Here is a 17,051-nt window from a genome sequence, read left to right on the forward strand (position 1 = left end):
ATGGATAAGATAACAAGCTTTACAATAGACCATCTAAAACTTTTACCTGGAGTTTATGTATCAAGAAAAGACAGTGTAGGAGATATGCTTGTCACTACATTTGATATAAGAATGACCAGACCTAATTTTGAACCGGTAATAAATACAGCGGAGCTACATGCTATAGAGCATTTGGGGGCTACATTTCTTAGAAATCATAAAGATTATGGAGAAAGTATATTATACTTTGGACCTATGGGGTGTAGAACCGGATTTTATCTGCTTTTAAAGGGGAACCATGAGTCAAATGAGATAGTTCCTTTACTTAAAGAAATGTTTGAGTTTATAAAGAACTTTGAGGGAGAGGTGCCGGGAGCCTGTGCTAAGGATTGCGGTAATTACTTAGACATCAATTTACCTATGGCAAAGTATATATCAGCAAAGTATTTAAATGAAGTATTAGAGGATATATCAAAAGACAGATTGGTATATCCGGAATAGAATTAAAAAGGTAGTTAATTCAGGCCTTTTTGAGAAATTAATTTAAAGAAAATTTTAAAAGGTTAGACAAATATATTGAAAAAATTATATTTTGTATTATAATTTGATTATGAAGAAAAATCCTGAGGTGAGCGATAACTTTGCCAATTTTGAACCTACATTTTGATTTATGGGATTCCAAATAACCTTGCTTGGATGTCAAGCTGCTATAGGTAGAAGGCAGATATCAAGGTGAGGTAACCCACCTAGCTCTGCTAGGCGTCAATAAGCAAAGCCGTCACTTTGGGTGTTAAAAAAGAGTAGTTTATACTACTCTTTTGTTTTATATAAAAAAGTATATGGATGGTATTATGGCAGAGACGCTTACAAAAGAAGATATAAAAAAGATTGAGGCAGAAATAGAGGAAAGAAAACTGGTACTTAGGCCACAGCTAATAGAGGCAGTGAAGGAAGCTAGAGCACATGGAGATTTATCAGAGAACTTTGAGTACTATGCTGCAAAGAGAGAAAAGAATAAGAATGAGAGTAGAATCAACTATTTAGAGAGAATGCTAAGATTTTGTCATGTATACGAAGATAAGACTGATGATGATCAGGTAGGGATTGATAAGATAGTTGAACTGTATTTTGAAGATGATGATGAGAGTGAAAAGTTTAAAATAGTGACTTCTATAAGAGGAGATTCTCTGGAGGGCAGACTCAGTATAGAATCACCTATTGGTAAGGCGATAGTTGGAAAGAAAAAGGGTGATAGAGTAAGGGTACCTGTAGGAGACAGAGGTTATTATGTAAAAATAATGTCAATAGAGATAAGCAATGAAGAAGATGAAATAAGATCGTTTTAGGAGGAAATATGAAGCTTGTTATACAAAGGGTAAATTATGCCAATGTAAAGATAGATGGAGAAGAAGTAGGAAAGATAAAAAAAGGGCTTTTGGTTTTAGTAGGTGTAGCCGCAGAGGATGATGAAAAGATAGTAGAAAAATATTTTAATAAACTTATAAAGCTTAGAATATTTGAAGATGAAAATGGAAAAACCAATTTGTCATTAAAAGATGTAGGTGGTGAGCTTTTATTGGTGTCACAGTTTACATTACTTGCAAATTGTAAGGAAGGAAATAGACCAAGTTTCATAGGAGCAGGTTCACCGGATGAGGCAAAGAGATTATATGAATATATGGTAGAACTGGGCAAAAAGTCAGATATACATACCGAATCTGGAGTATTTGGTGCAGATATGAAAGTAAGTCTTGAAAATGACGGACCTTTTACTATAGTATTGGAACTCTAATATGAAAGAGCTTTATAAAATATTGTTGGTGGATGATGAAGAAGAGGTCAGAAAGAGTATTATAAAAAAAATAAACTGGGAAGAAGAGGGATTCTTAGTAGTAGGTGATGCTGAAAATGGTGTAGAGGCATTGGAGAAGATAGAGAATCTAAATCCGGATCTTGTCTTTACAGATATCAGAATGCCGTATATGGATGGACTGGAGTTGATAAATGAAATCAATGAAAGATATCCACTGATAAAGTCTATTATTTTCTCAGGATTTGATGATTTTGACTATGCAAAAGAAGCTATAAGGATGGGAGTTATAGAATATGTTCTAAAGCCGGTATCTGCAATAGAGCTTACTGAAATACTAAGAAAAGTCCACAAAACTATGGATGAGGAGCTTAATAAAAAGAGAGATATTGAAAGACTTAAAAGAGGTTATCAAGCCAGCCTTCCAATACTTAGAGAACAGTTTTTAAACGGACTCATACATGGAAGTCTTGGCAAATCTGAGATAGAGTATGCCCTGACAGAGTATGAAATAAACCTAAAAAATGCAAGTAAATATATGGTGGCAGCTGTACATATAGATGATATGGATAGCCATATAATGGCTAAGGAACTTATACCTATATCTGTGAAGGTCAACCTGCTTGGAAATCTTGAGAATAAAGTACAAGTAGAAATTTTTTCAGTATATTCAGAAACCAGTATAGTTATCCTTATTGGATTGCCTGAGAAAATGTCAAAGAACTATATAATGTCTATACTTTCAGAAGCGATAAAGGATGCTAACAGGGCCATAGGGGTGAATTTGACAATAGGTCTTGGTATAAGTGTAAATGATATTACCGGGCTTCATACATCATATACTTTGGCAAAAGAGGCACTGGGTTATAGAGGTATTGTCGGCAATGGTGAAGTTATCTACATAAAGGATATGGAGCCGGTCAAGTCAGATAAGCTTAAGTTTGAAGATATAGAGGCAAAGGAATATATTAATATATTAAAGTTTGGAAGTGATGAAAGTATAATAGAATATGCTGAAAAGATCTTTTCAAAATTGAAGGAGTCAAAAGTACACTCCAGCCAATATCAGTCATATATGATAAATGTAATAAATGTTATTATTAATTTGGCACAAGACTACGGACTGGAACTCTCAGTCTTAACAAAGACTGCTACAGATTATATAGATCTTTTGGATAAGATAAAGGATACCGGAGGCTTTAGAGAGTGGCTAATGGAGGCCAGCATAAATATTGCACATAGGATAAGAGAGGATCGTGTAGTTACCTCAAAGAAGGTACTTGAAGAGGCAAAGATTTATATTGAAGAAAACTTTGCGGACATGGAGCTTTCCTTGGAGAAACTTTGCAAACATTTGCATGTTTCTGTAGCAAGATTTTCCACAAACTTTAAAAAAGATATGGGTATATCATATGTAAACTTCCTTACAAATGTGAGACTACAAAAGGCAGTTGAGCTTTTAAAGACTACTGATGAAAAGACATATATGATAGCGGAGATGGTTGGATATGCAGATCAGAACTACTTTAGTTATGTTTTTAAGAAAAAATACGGAGTTTCACCGTCCAAATATCGTCAGCAGGGATAATATATGGATAAGAAAAAATTCAGTATAAAGAGCCTGAGTATAAAAAATCTGAGTATTCAAAGCTCTATTTTTATGTACTTTACTGTAACAGCTATTATTGCTATTGCACTTATAAGTCTCATAATGTTTCAAAGGTTTACCAACAGTTTGAATGCTACTATTATAGAGGAAAACTCAGGTATTATAGGTCAGTTGGGAGAGTCTATCGACTCTTATCTTAGAAATTCTATGAAGATATCAGATTCTATCTACTATAATGTTATTAAAAACACAGATATATCAGGTGAGGATATAAAAAAGGGAATGAATCTGATATATGTAAACAATGACAATATGATAGACGATATAGCTTTAATATCAGGAAAAGGTGAGCTTATAGAATCTATGCCTGCACTTAGACTGAAAGATAATAGTAATGTTTTGGAGAGCAACTTTTTTAAAAAGAGTATGGCAGAGAGTGAATATATTCATTTTTCCATGCCGCATATAAGAGATTTATTTGACCAAAATGAAAGCAGTTATTCTTGGGTTATGTCTCTTTCAAGAGCTGTAGAGGTAACAGATGAGGGTAGAGCCACACAGGCGGTATTACTTATAAATTTGAACTATATGTTTTTTGAAGAGATGTTTTCAAATGTAAATCTTGGAAATGGTGGATATATTTATTTGACAAATGATGAGGGTGATATAATATGGCACCCAAGACAAAATGAGATATATTCAGGTCGCTTTAAAGAAAATAATAAATATGTATCTACCTTAAAGGATGGCATAACTGTAGAAAATATTGGTGGGAAACAGCTTACTTTAAATGTTAGAACAATAGGATATACCGGTTGGAAACTTGTGGGTGTTACTCCAAGTGCCGCACTCAATATAGATGGAATTAAGTTTAGATTCTTTGTATTATTTGTGGCGGATTTATTCCTGTTTTTATTGGCAATGATAAATGCATTTATATCAAATAAGATATCAAACCCGATAAAACTTTTGGACGGTAGAGTAAGAGAGATAGAGAGCGGCAATCTGAATGTGGAGATAGTACCGAGTGGTTCCTATGAAGTGGAGCATCTTGGGAATTCAATTAAAAATATGCTAAGCAGAATAAAGGTTTTGATGTCTGATCTGGTAGACGAGCACAATGCTAAGAGAAAGAGCGAGTTTGATACTTTACAGTCTCAAATAAATCCACATTTTCTATATAATACTTTGGACATTATTGTATGGATGATTGAAAATGAGAAGCCGGATAAGGCAGTCAGTATTGTAACTGCACTGGCAAAATTCTTTAGAATTTCACTAAGTAAAGGAAAGAATATAATAACTGTAAAAGATGAAGTGGAGCATGTAAGGAACTATCTGATGATACAGAATATGCGTTTTAAGAACAGATTTGAATACAGCATAGATGTGGAGGATGACATTTTATCCTATTCTTCTTTAAAACTTATGCTACAGCCTTTGGTAGAAAATGCTATATATCATGGCATGGAGTTTATGGATGGAGATGGTAAGATAGAGGTAAGAGTCTTTAAGGAAAATGACAGCCTGTATTTTACAATAAGTGACAATGGTCTGGGTATGAGTGAAGATGTTGTTGCTACATTGCTAAGCAAGGATATTATACCAAGCAAAAAAGGTTCAGGTATAGGAGTGAAAAATGTAAATGAAAGAATAAAACTATATTTTGGAAATGAGTATGGCCTTAAGGTAGAGTCAGAGCCTGATGAAGGTACAAAGATCACTATTCATTTACCGGCTATAGTTTATGGAGAGAAAGATGAAGATAGATAAAATATATATATGGATACCATGGTTTCTCTCTATAGTATTATTGTTTATACTTTCACAGACAAATCTTATTTTAAAAGAAAGTACGCCACAGGTTTATCAGGTATCTCTGATACTTGATGTTGAGGATGAGAGCAAATACATCAACTTAAAAAAGGGAGTAGACGCTGCTGCAAATAAATATAATATTGATATAAATCTTATAACCCTAAATAATGTAAGCCAAAATGAGATTATAGAGTCAGAAGAGGAAAATGGTACCAATGGTATAATTGTGCTTGCAAAAAATGACTTAAAACTGGGTTTGACAAAGACTCCCATAGTAGTACTTAAATCAAAGGATATGGAGGTATTTGACAGTGGCACAAATAGTGCCTCAAGAAAAACTGTAAATATAGATTATGCAGATATGATCAAGAAGCTATATGATGATTTTGAAACTGATGTTGATGGAAACTTACCGGTATATGTTTTTTTCAATAATAGGAATTTGTCCGGTGTTAAGTCTGAAATAGATTTCTTGAAATTAAAGCAGGCTTCTAATATAATTCTTGTAGAGGGAGACGAAAAGGAGTTTAGAACAGCTATAGAGGATTTGGTGCATAGCAGTAAAAATGCCTATGTGTTCTCACTTGATAAGAACAGTACAGATAGTATATGTAAGATACTTGGTGGAAGTAGTGTGTATAATGAACATATACAGGGATTTTATTGTATCGGAGCTACGACATTCTTTTTAAATAAATTAAATGATGGTACAATAGATGCTATAACTACAGTGAATGAGTATGATGAGGGATATTTGGCAGTTGAGATGCTGATGGAAGACTTGAAAAAGACTGCCTATATGTCAAATATTGATATGGAAAATATGCTGATAGATAAGGAGAGTCTGGAAGATGAAGATATAGTAAAACAGCTTTTCCCTATAGATTAGGCATATCTTGGGAGGAAAATGAAGAAAAGTTATGGTTTTTTTATGATTATTGCAGTCCTTGTTGCTGCATTGATCGGTGTTTTTTTTATGATAAGTCATATTGACCCACCAAAGAAAAATGTTGTTAAGATAGGACTTTGTCTTTATAGATTTGACGACACTTTTATATCAAATGTCAGACATGAAATTGAAGAATATGTAAAAGTATATGAGAATGAAAATGATATCAAGATAAATCTTGAAGTAGTAGATGCTAAAGACAATCAAAACACACAAAATCATCAGGTGGAGAGATTTGTATCATTAGATTATGATGTACTACTAATAAATGTTGTGGACAGATTTGCCGCCTCAAATATGATTGAAACAGCGGTGGGAGCAGATATTCCTATAATATTTTTTAATAGAAAGCCTGTAGATGATGATTTGAATCGAGCTGACAATATCTACTATATAGGAGCAGGGCCAAAGGCAGCAGGTATAGAGCAGGCAAATATAATAATAGATGCCTATAAGGAAAGTCCACACAGCATTGATATAGATGGTGATGGTGTGATAAATTATGTGCTTTTAGAAGGTGAGCCAAGTCATCAGGATTCTTTAGTTAGAACAGAGTGGGTGATAAAGACTCTACAGGATAATGATATTCCGATAAATAAGCTAAATGGTGCTATCGGCAACTGGGAAAGGGCTCAAGGCTCAGCACTTATGGAGGAGTGGCTCAAAGAATATAATAATATAGATCTGATCATCTCAAATAATGATGATATGGCTTTGGGTGCAATCGATGCCATAGAAAGAGCCAATAATATAAGCGGCATAAAGGCGGTAGGTATAGATGGAACGAAGGAGGCTCTTGAGGCAATCAAAGAAGGTAAACTTTTGGGCACTATAGAAAGTGATAAAAAGGAATATGCCAAGGCAGTGGTTGAGATTGCAATGTCAAGTATAGGTAAGTCAACATTGCCTGAGGACATAAAATACAAACTTTTGGACAACAGAACTTATGATGTTGAACAAATTCCTAGGATAAAATAATTTTTTATACAAAACTGACAATTAAATTTTATACATATTGCATATGAAATATAAAAAAGAGCATTGACTTATATGCTCTTTTTTATTATGATAAAAATCTAAAGATTAGAGCAACTTTCTAGTGGGTGCTCAGGGGACATTTCTTTAAATAATTCTATAGGAGTTTTATGAGGCATATTATAGCGGTGATTGATACAGATATACGCTTTGCCTTAAAATTATCTGATTTTCTTTCTAAGGAGGATAGGATTCCTTTCAAAGCTGTCGCTTATACTTCATTCCACATGTACAGTAATGAGACTTCTTCTATGGAGATAGTGGCATTTATTACAGATCTTGACAATGTGGATGAATGTATATCTACCGGACTTCCGGTTATCCTTCTATCAGATGATGCAATGGTAAAGTCAAAATATACCAATTCGTCAAAGCTTTTCTGTTCAATATTCAAATTTTGTGGTGTACATATTATTGTTGATGAGCTGCTAGGTTTCTTTTCCCAAAACGATTCGTTTGGACTTAACAGTACATGTAAAAATACCAAAGTTTATGGGGTTTATTCTCCTATAAACAGATGTGGCAGATCAAGTCTTTCAGTGGCATTTCATTCTTATTTTTGTTCAGAGTCAAATAGTTCTTTACTTATTTCCTTTGATGAATATGATTCAGTATTTGCCGTTTTGCGAAAAGAAAACAGTAGAGATCTTTCTGATGTATTCTACTGCTACAAAACAGGAGATTTAAATTTTGCAAAACTGGGTGAATGTATCAGCAGGGTGGAGGATTTAAATATTTTATTACCGGCCAGATACAATGAAGATCTGTTCTATCTTTCAGATAATGAGCTTACGAAATTTATGAATGATATTTTGATGGCGAACTTGTTTGAAATCATAGTGATAGATTTTGGCAGTATAGGCAGAAGATCAATGCAAATTTTAGATATGTGTGAAAAGATATTCTGTCCGATAATGGGAGAAAGCGGCAGTGTGGAAAGTACAAAGATAAATGAATTCAAATCACTTTTGGGAAGAAACGGATATTCTGAAATTATTCACAAATTGCATGAGATAAAGCTGCCAAAGGATGATATTTCTACAGATATATTTAATTTTACTAAGTTAAAAAGGCATGATTATTTTATACAGATTTCAAAAATAGCAGAGGGCTTGTAATTTATGATTTATTATATAGTAGGCAGTATGTTGGTAATTACAACCTTTACTGACATACTATGGAGGAAGATACCAAATAGTATTGTTTGGGGATATTTTATTCTGGGAATTTTTACATTACATTTTGGATTTGCAATTAGATTTTTAGTTGCATTATTTCTTTTTTCTATTCTATACCATCTCAAGTTTTTTGGTGCGGGAGATGTAAAATTATTTTCTTTGCTAATAGGATTTCTAGGTACATATGAGGGTATGAATATGACATTTATCGCGATAGTCTTGGCAAGTATAGGCTCATTAATTTATATGCTGCTAAGCGGTCAGCTATTTATTAGATTCAATATGCTCATAAACTATTGTATGAGAGTCATTGCTACTGGTAAGCTTGAAAGATACTATGAATATGATAGGATAGATAAATGTCTGATACCCATGGTTCCGTTTTTTCTGGCAGGCTTTATATTGTGGAGGTGCTTTTGTTAAATAGGAAAGTAACAGATGAAGATTTTCTAAGGATACAGATAGTAAAAAAAGAAACTGAAAGCCAAATACAAAGTGAGAGCATATATGAGCAGCTCAAGAAAGAAATAAGAGATAAGCTTTCAGACCTTAGAAATATAGATGATGAAGAATTATATGAAATAATAGATGAGGAGATAATACATAAGGAACATTCTTTTTATATTCCACTTGAAGAAAAATTGAATATCAGAAATTCGTTATTTGATTCGTTTAGAAGACTGGATATATTGCAGGAACTTTTGGATTCTAAAGACATTACAGAGATAATGGTAAATGGAAAAGATGATATCTTTGTAGAGAAATGTGGAAAGGTAATGAAATGGAATAAGAGTTTTGTGAACAATGAAGTTTTGGAGGATATGATACAGCAGATAGTGAGTAAGGTGAATAGGGTGGTGAATGTATCCTCACCTATTGCAGACGCCAGACTCTCTGACGGCTCAAGAGTACATATAGTGTTGCCTCCAATATCACTTGATGGTCCAATTATTACTATAAGAAAATTTCCTGAAGTTATCAGTATGGAAAGGATGATATCATATGGAACCTTATCTGAGGAATGTGCAAAGTTTTTGGAAATGCTGGTATGTTCCGGATACAATATATTTATATCAGGGGGAACCAATTCAGGTAAGACTACATTTTTGAACGCACTATCCGGCTATATACCAAATGGGGAAAGAGTTATTACAATAGAGGATTCTGCAGAACTCCAGCTTATACATATAAAAAATATCGTAAGGCTTGAGACTAAGAATGCTACTTTAAGCGGTGATGGAAGTATAGGTATAGGAGATCTGATAAGAGCTTCTCTACGAATGAATCCTGATAGGATAATAGTGGGAGAGGTAAGAGGTAGAGAAGCACTGGATATGTTGCAGGCTATGAATACAGGACATGACGGTTCTTTAAGCACTGGACATGGAAATAGTGCAAAGGATATGCTCTCAAGGCTTGAAACTATGGTATTAAGTGGTGCGGATCTACCACTTGCCGCCATAAGATCACAGATAGCAAGTGCATTGGATATTCTGATACATCTTGGCAGGCTTAGAGAGGGAGAAAGAAGAATGCTTGAGATTTTGGAGGTTTTGCCCTATGAAAATGGGGAAATTGGACTTAATAAACTCTATGAGTTCGATATGGAAGAAAAGAAACATAAAAAGGTCGGAGAACTCAAAAACAAACAAAAACTATTCGCAGCAGGCTATAGATTATAACAGCTATAAATTCACAGTTTTAGAATGGTTAAAATACAGTCTTTTTGCAATAGCATTAACAGCTTTAGGCTCATATATATTTTATAAGAGCATAATTATATTCTTTATTCTATTTCCATTTTGCTTTTTATACCCAAATTTGAAAAGAAAATATTTGATTGCAGAAAAGAAACGCAAGCTGGTACTGGAATTTAAGGAGGCAATAATGATACTCTCTTCTCTTTTAAATGCCGGATATTCTCTGGAAAACTCTGTAAAAGAAGCATTGGTGGAACTTAGATTATTATATTCAAAAGATAATCTGATAATTAGAGAGTTTGAGTATATAAATCAACTTATATATATGAATATCAGTGTGGAAAAAGCATTTGATGATCTGGCGTATAGAAGTCATAGTGAAGATATCAAAAGTTTTGCAAAGGTTTTGAGGATTGCAAAGAGGAGTGGAGGCAAACTTGAAAGTATCATTTCACATACAGTGAATGTTATAGGGGATAAGGTCAGAGTAAAGGAAGAGATAGTAACTATGACTGCTGCAAAAAGGTTTGAACAGAGTGTTATGAATATCTTTCCACTTTTTATAATTTTATATATTGATATAAGCTCTCCCGGATTTTTCAATATCATGTATACGACAATTATCGGTAGATTATGTATGAGTATGGGATTGATAGTGTATTTGTTTGCAATGTATATTTCAAAAAGTCTTTTAAATATTGAGGTGTAGTAGATGAAGAAGTATTTAAAAGAAATATTTTTAGATAATATAAAGTATTGGCTGATTATTATGTTGAGCTTTGTCTTGTCTATTATTTGTAGTATGTTTTTGAGAACTGATATAGTTTCAGATAATTATATAAAAAGGCTTGGAGTAGATGAATATGACACAGAGATGGAGATAGAGGTGGAGGGCTTATTGGATGAGCCACAGAAAATAGAGATACCTGTATCAAAGCGTGTATACTCCAAAGATGAGGCAAAGGAAGCTATTAAAAAGGGGATGGATGAGATATTGGCGACTCTTCCGGGTGAGAATACTTCACTGCAAAATATAACTACAAATTTGAATCCGACAAATGAAATAAGCGATTTGGGTATTAGTGTGAGCTGGGATTTTGGTGACACTGATATTGTAGATATCTTGGGTAATGTACATAATGAAAATTTGAGTGAGGATCTTGATCTGGATATAGTAGTAACTCTAAGTTATGAGACATATGAAGAAAGCTATATTATTCCGGCAAGAATATGTCCACGAATATTATCTGAAGATGAAAGACTGTTAAAAGGCTTTAAAGAAAAAATAATAGAAGCAGATAAAAGTCAAATAGAAAAAGACGGCTATACTTTACCTGATACTTATGAGGGAAAAAAGCTGATATATAGATTCAATGAATCTATAGACTTCAATCTGATTTGGATAATGGGAATAATAATATCATTGCTTTTATACTGTAGAGAGAAGGAAAATAAAAAGAAGATTGATGAAAAAAGAAAAAGAGAGCTTATGAAGGACTATCCGGATATAGTATCCAAACTGATAGTTTTTATAGGTGCCGGACTTTCAGTAAGACAGTCATGGGAAAGTATAGTTAAAGACTATGAAAACGAGATTACTGAGAGCGGTGAAAGAAGGTATGCCTATGAGGAAATGTCAAAAGCACTGGCAAGGCTGAAAAACGGAACACAGGAAAATATAGTGTACAAGGATTTTGGTAGAAGCTGTTCTCTAAGGCAATATATGAAATTATCATCACTGTTGGAACAAAATAGAAGGAGTGGACTTGCAAATATGCATACCCTTTTGAGTTTAGAGTCTCAAAGTGCCTGGGATGAGAGGATAAATCTTGCAAGAAGAGAAGGGGAAGAGTTGAATACCAAGTTGTTATTGCCATTATTTATGATGTTGCTGATAGTAATGATGATGATAATAGTACCGGCTTTGTTGATATTTTATTGATAATAGGACTTAAATTTATCAAAGAAAGGAGTAAAAATGTTTGAATTTTGGAAGGGTTTTATGGAGAATGAGGACGGAGTAGGTGTTATAGAAATTGTTCTGGTTTTGGTAGTTCTTATAGGTCTTGTTTTAATATTTAAAGGAAATATAAGTAAACTGTTGAATAACATATTTAAGGAGATAAATAAGAAGTCAAAAGAGGTATACAATTGAGAAAAAGAGGTTCAATTACAATCTTTGTATGTTTGATATTTGTATGTATCAGTGCATTGATATGTGGACTTTTGGAGTCTGCAAGGACCTCGGCCGCAAGATTATACTTGCAAACAGCAGGATACTCGGCAATAGATTCATTATTTAGTAGATATCACAGAGCTTTGTGGGAGAATTATAAAATACTCTCATTTGAAAGTGAAAATGATGAAAATATAAAGGATCTTATGCTCTCATATATGGAACCATATGTGGATAATAGCGGAATGTATAGGATTCAAAATCCACAGATAAACTTGAATAAGAAGATTAATCTAAATGATAATGGTGGAATGTATTTGGAACAGGAAATAATTGATTATATGAGTTTGGGTACTTTTGAATCTATATTTGACGGGTCTCCTGATGATTTGTGGAAAAACATAGAAGATGCAAAGAGCATGGAAAAGATTACCTCCGAATATGGACTCAGCTCAAAGGAAGCTATTGAGGTTGAAAAGTCATTATCAAGAATTTCTAAAAATATTGCTGAACAAGAAAAGATAAAATCTGATATGAAGAATGCATTTAATATGAGAAATATTACAGAACTTGAAAAGCTTTGTAATGATTTAAAGAAGAGTGTAAAAGAGATCCCGGATCTTGTAAAAAAATATGAGAAGCAAGCCGATAAGATGTCTAAGAAAATAAGAGAGATAGAAGATAAAAATACTGAGAATCTTTCCAAGCTTTCTGAAGGAAACAGATCATATATTGAGGGTGAGATAGCAAAATTTAAGGAGTATGTAGATAAGGACAGTGAGAGAAGAACAGAAGTCATAGCACTTACTTTACTCAGTGAAAACAGTATCAATGAAATAGAACATTTGGAGTCAGATATTGATATTTTGAAGGAAAGAATAGAAGAGGATGATGAAGATGAACAAGATCAGGATATCAGTGAAAATTGGGACATTGTGGGAGAAGATATATCTTCTATGACAGAGATGAAGCTTGATTTCAAGCATGGTATAGCTGATGAGGAAAAAGAGGATCAATTAAAACAGGTAAAGGATTTGATTTCTAATGGTGTATTTTCATTAGTGATTCCGGAAAACAGAGAGGTATCCTTAAAAACTGTAAATACACTTAGTTTGCCCTCAAATGCAATAACAAATGGCTATACAGACAGAAATTTGGCAGAGAGATTGTTGATAAATGAATATTTAGGAGCCTATTTTGCGGATTTTACTGATGATATTGATACACCACTATCATATGAACTTGAGTATATATTGAATGGCAGAAGTTCCGATAAAGAAAATCTTGAAAATACGATATTAAAGATTCTTGCAATACGAGAGGGATTAAATTATATGCATATTATATCAGATTCCTCCAAGATGCAAATGGCATATGAACTTGCAGCGACTATAAGTGGAGTGCTATGTCTGCCGCAAATAACTTTCCTTATAAAGTTTCTTATAATTGCAGTCTGGGCATTGGTGGAGTCTGTTATAGATATAAGATGCCTTTTGGAAGGAGGTAAGATACCTCTGATTAAAAATAAAGATGATTGGAGGAGCAATCTATCATCTATATTCAATATCTTAAATACAAATATTGTAGAAGAGGGGGAAATCTCAGGGAGAGGTATAAACTATGAGGGATATCTGAAAATGCTTTTGTATACAGAGGATCCTGTGAAGAGAAATTTTAGAATGATGGACATAATGCAGCTGGATATAGGTGTGGATCAAAAAGATTTTCTAATACAGGATATGATATACGGTATAGACGCAGATATAGGATGTGGAGCAAGAAGGTTATTTAGTGAGATATCTTTGTTTTCTGATGAGTTTTCTATACTTAGTTCAGGCTATGATATTAGAATAAAAGTAGAAAAAATATACTGAAGGGAGGTTTTGTATGTCCTCTTATAATAAAAATTTTAAAAACAAAAAAATGAAAGCTCTCCAAGCATGCAGGTATAAGAGGACGCACAAAGCCTCTCTTAGTGTAGAGGCAGCTATGTGCTTTTGTTTATTTATTATAGCCATGGCAATACTTATAATGCCATTTGACATGATGAATACCAATAGAAAGGTTAGGGGTATTGCCGAAGCTATATGTAAGGATTCCTGTCAATACGCCTATACCTATTACAGATTGAAGGGCGAAAAAAGAGAGGAAAAAGGTGAGAACTATGACCATGACGCTATGAAAAATATCAAAGGTGTTTTTTCGGGAGGAGCGATTGGAAGCTTTGCAGTTGCAAAAATAAATAGAGAGATTTCAGATAAAAATATAAGTAATATTAATGGCATATTGTCATCCTGTATGTCAGATGGTGAGACTATATGTATAAGAATTGATTATAAATATTCATTGCCAATAGGAATACTTGGAAAAAACAGTATTGACCAGACTGTAGTGGCAAAAAGACGGGCATGGATAGGTGTTGATGGCGGAAAGATGAAGGAGTCAAATTCGGGTGAGGATGAATATGTATATATAGGGAAAAACTCTACAAGATATCATATAGATCCCAAATGTCACTATCTATATAATGACTTACGTCCGGTAGCACTATCAACAATAAGCAGTATTAGAAATGATAATGGAGCTATATATCAGCCTTGTGAACGATGTGGGGGAAGAACAGGAGAAATAGTATATATAATGCCATCAGGCACAAGATATCACAGTGACAGAAATTGTAATGCAATTATAGCATATGTACAAAGAGTAAAGCTCTCTGATGTGGAGCATTTGGGGGTTTGCTCTTATTGTGGAGGTAGACATTGAATATTGAGCTTGTAGAAAAGATGGTTTTAATATTGTTTTTGATTATTTTTACATTTCAGGATATAAGGAAAAAAGAAATACATACTATCGGAGTAGTATTATTCTATATGATAATTGTAGATATTCAAATATATAAATTTTTGACAGGGATTAATATAAATTTTGGAGATATGATACTCGGTATATGTAGTGGGGTTTTACTCCTGCCATTGTCAAAGTTAAATATTTTGGGAGAGGGTGATGCATTTGTCTTTATAGGAAGCGGAGCAATACTTGGATTAAATGGTAATATATTGCTGTTTTTTATTTCGATTTTTATAGTTTCAATATATGCACTTTTTATGAGTGTGTACTGTATGATAAAAAAGAGAAAAATAAAGGGCATGCAAGTTGCAATGCTTCCATTTATAACTATGGCAAACTGCATTATATGGATATGCATATGAAGAAAAAGTTTAGAGCGAGTTTTACTATAGAGATGACGTATATTATATTTTTCGTATTTCTTGGTATAGCTTTTATAATAGGCTATAGTATGGACAAACATACAGAGGTGGTAAATAGTGTAGAAATGCATTTATTGCTTGAGAGAATTGCACATGATGAGAAAAATATCGGATATGACAAGGAAAGATTGAGATCTTCGTTGGAGTTAAAGGGTGGTGAAATTATAGGGGTAAGTGAGAAAAAATTCTCTGTTGAAGGTGAGATGGGTGAGAAAAGTATAAGGGTAGCTATATATAATCCGGAGGGCTATATAAGGGCTACTACTGCATTGGAGGGGATATATGAAAGACTTAAAGGTCAGTTATCAGAGAAATCTGAAAAGTAATTGGCTTATATTTGAGCCGGAAGAAAGATTCTTGATGGAAATAAAAAGTAAATATGCTTTTGAAATTGGAATGATAGAGCATAATATTATCAAAAGTTTTTTAAAACCAACTATAAAAAGAATAAATAGTGGAGTAGAGATTTGCTATGATATAAGTTCACTACAGCCGCTATCAAGAATACTTGAGGTTAGAACACCGGGAATAGAAGAAATAAGAAGTTTTATATTAGAGATAATATCTGCGACAAAAGGACTGGAGGAGTTTTTACTTGAAGCCTCATCAGTAGTGCTGGATCCGGAATTCATATATTCTGATCTGGATTTAAAAAAATTCTCATTTTTGTATATACCAAGATCTGAAGATAATAAGAAAGAGATGAAATTATTGCTTGAAAATATATTGAATAGTACAAATAAGGATGATAAGGAATGCTTATTTATGGTATACAGTATGCTAAAGGAATGTCAAAAGAGAGATTTTATTATAGAAAACTTAGAAGATATACTTGACTCCAATTTAAAGAAAGATATGGAAATACCAATGTTTATAGAAGAAGAGCAGATAGAAAACGATATAGAAGAAAAGGATAAAAGAAAAAAACAGTTTAATATCTTTGGAGGCATTTTTAAAGGTAATAAACAAAAGAATCAAGATGAGGAAGAAGAATTTTTGGAGAAGGTATTTGATGGATATGAGTCTGCTCCAAATGTGTCATATATAAACGAAGAAAATCAGGGTGGAGAATTATCTAATACAGTTTTATTGACGGATATAAAACCGAATAAGAGTGGCAGAATTTTAAGGACTGTAAATGGAAAAGAGGACATAGAGATTTCATATCTTCCATTTATCATAGGCAAACAGGAGAGAATATGTGACTATGTATTGGAGGCAGATGGAGTTAGCAGGATACATTTACAATTCTTTGAAAAAGACAATAAACTGTATGCCAGAGATCTAAACTCAAGAAATGGTAGTTATATCAATGATAAGAAACTTGAAAATGAAGAAAATATAAGATTGTATAATGGAGATTCTATTAATATTTGTGGTATAAGTTTTATATTGGAAATATAATCATGCTTGATAGTTTTTGTATCTACGCTATACTTTATAAAATCATTAAGAAAGTTTTTATGGCTTTTTATTGGCAAAGCGAATAGTATTGTAAAAAGCCTTATAATAATGATTAGGAGAA

At 33.1% G+C, this 17,051-nt stretch carries 18 protein-coding genes and 1 other RNA gene; all 19 read left to right on the plus strand.

The genetic code is table 11. The features are described 5' to 3' along the window. The 19 genes from D4A81_RS00695 (at position 1) to D4A81_RS00785 (ending at position 16,930) form a co-directional block, all read left to right on the plus strand. Positions 1–480: an S-ribosylhomocysteine lyase gene (locus D4A81_RS00695; RefSeq protein WP_111524441.1), complete on the plus strand. Its 480-nt coding sequence runs from the start codon at positions 1–3 to the stop codon at positions 478–480. 116 nt (positions 481–596) lie between these two features. Next, a non-coding RNA gene (gene ssrS, locus D4A81_RS00700) (6S RNA) lies at positions 597–773 on the plus strand. 57 nt (positions 774–830) lie between these two features. Beyond that, positions 831–1,325, plus strand: a complete 495-nt coding sequence (gene greA, locus D4A81_RS00705) for a transcription elongation factor GreA (RefSeq protein ID WP_111524442.1) — start codon at positions 831–833, stop codon at positions 1,323–1,325. Positions 1,326–1,333: 8 nt separating this feature from the next. Beyond that, positions 1,334–1,771 carry a D-aminoacyl-tRNA deacylase gene (gene dtd, locus D4A81_RS00710; protein ID WP_111524443.1) on the plus strand — a complete coding sequence of 146 codons (438 nt, stop codon included), beginning with the start codon at positions 1,334–1,336 and terminating at the stop codon, positions 1,769–1,771. A gap of 1 nt (position 1,772) precedes the next feature. Next, positions 1,773–3,377, plus strand: coding sequence for a response regulator (locus D4A81_RS00715; RefSeq protein ID WP_111524444.1), 1,605 nt, complete (start codon positions 1,773–1,775; stop codon positions 3,375–3,377). 3 nt (positions 3,378–3,380) lie between these two features. Continuing rightward, positions 3,381–5,171: a cache domain-containing sensor histidine kinase gene (locus D4A81_RS00720; protein ID WP_111524445.1), complete on the plus strand. Its 1,791-nt coding sequence runs from the start codon at positions 3,381–3,383 to the stop codon at positions 5,169–5,171. Continuing rightward, positions 5,158–6,105, plus strand: a complete 948-nt coding sequence (locus D4A81_RS00725; protein WP_111524446.1) for a type 1 periplasmic-binding domain-containing protein — start codon at positions 5,158–5,160, stop codon at positions 6,103–6,105. Before D4A81_RS00720 ends, D4A81_RS00725 begins: the two co-directional genes overlap by 14 nt. 18 nt (positions 6,106–6,123) lie before the next feature. Further along, positions 6,124–7,143: a galactose ABC transporter substrate-binding protein gene (locus D4A81_RS00730; RefSeq protein WP_111524447.1), complete on the plus strand. Its 1,020-nt coding sequence runs from the start codon at positions 6,124–6,126 to the stop codon at positions 7,141–7,143. A gap of 167 nt (positions 7,144–7,310) precedes the next feature. Further along, on the plus strand, positions 7,311–8,318 hold the full coding sequence (locus D4A81_RS00735; RefSeq protein ID WP_111524448.1) for a P-loop NTPase family protein: 1,008 nt from the start codon (positions 7,311–7,313) through the stop codon (positions 8,316–8,318). A gap of 3 nt (positions 8,319–8,321) precedes the next feature. Next, positions 8,322–8,801, plus strand: coding sequence for a prepilin peptidase (locus D4A81_RS00740; protein WP_111524449.1), 480 nt, complete (start codon positions 8,322–8,324; stop codon positions 8,799–8,801). Then, positions 8,795–10,060, plus strand: coding sequence for a CpaF family protein (locus D4A81_RS00745; protein WP_111524450.1), 1,266 nt, complete (start codon positions 8,795–8,797; stop codon positions 10,058–10,060). The genes D4A81_RS00740 and D4A81_RS00745 overlap by 7 nt, the downstream gene beginning before the upstream one ends. A 154-nt stretch (positions 10,061–10,214) precedes the next feature. Beyond that, positions 10,215–10,787, plus strand: a complete 573-nt coding sequence (locus tag D4A81_RS00750) for a type II secretion system F family protein (RefSeq protein WP_242977616.1) — start codon at positions 10,215–10,217, stop codon at positions 10,785–10,787. Positions 10,788–10,790: 3 nt separating this feature from the next. Beyond that, positions 10,791–12,020 (plus strand): hypothetical protein, encoded by a 1,230-nt coding sequence (locus tag D4A81_RS00755; RefSeq protein WP_111524452.1) that lies wholly within the window; start codon positions 10,791–10,793, stop codon positions 12,018–12,020. Positions 12,021–12,056: 36 nt separating this feature from the next. Further along, entirely contained in the window at positions 12,057–12,233 is a 177-nt protein-coding gene (locus D4A81_RS00760; RefSeq protein ID WP_111524453.1) for a Flp1 family type IVb pilin, read from the plus strand. After that, positions 12,230–14,128, plus strand: coding sequence for a DUF5702 domain-containing protein (locus tag D4A81_RS00765; protein ID WP_111524454.1), 1,899 nt, complete (start codon positions 12,230–12,232; stop codon positions 14,126–14,128). The genes D4A81_RS00760 and D4A81_RS00765 overlap by 4 nt, the downstream gene beginning before the upstream one ends. Before the next feature lie 13 nt (positions 14,129–14,141). Next, positions 14,142–15,020: a hypothetical protein gene (locus D4A81_RS00770; protein WP_111524455.1), complete on the plus strand. Its 879-nt coding sequence runs from the start codon at positions 14,142–14,144 to the stop codon at positions 15,018–15,020. Further along, a complete protein-coding gene (locus D4A81_RS00775; protein WP_111524456.1) occupies positions 15,017–15,466 on the plus strand; it encodes a prepilin peptidase in 450 nt (149 codons plus the stop codon). Before D4A81_RS00770 ends, D4A81_RS00775 begins: the two co-directional genes overlap by 4 nt. Beyond that, entirely contained in the window at positions 15,463–15,852 is a 390-nt protein-coding gene (locus D4A81_RS00780) for a hypothetical protein (protein ID WP_111524457.1), read from the plus strand. Before D4A81_RS00775 ends, D4A81_RS00780 begins: the two co-directional genes overlap by 4 nt. Continuing rightward, positions 15,809–16,930: a DUF6382 domain-containing protein gene (locus D4A81_RS00785; RefSeq protein ID WP_111524458.1), complete on the plus strand. Its 1,122-nt coding sequence runs from the start codon at positions 15,809–15,811 to the stop codon at positions 16,928–16,930. The genes D4A81_RS00780 and D4A81_RS00785 overlap by 44 nt, the downstream gene beginning before the upstream one ends. Positions 16,931–17,051: the final 121 nt, after the last annotated feature.

The sequence above is a fragment of the Lachnoanaerobaculum umeaense genome (assembly GCF_003589745.1).
Classification (GTDB): domain Bacteria; phylum Bacillota; class Clostridia; order Lachnospirales; family Lachnospiraceae; genus Lachnoanaerobaculum; species Lachnoanaerobaculum umeaense.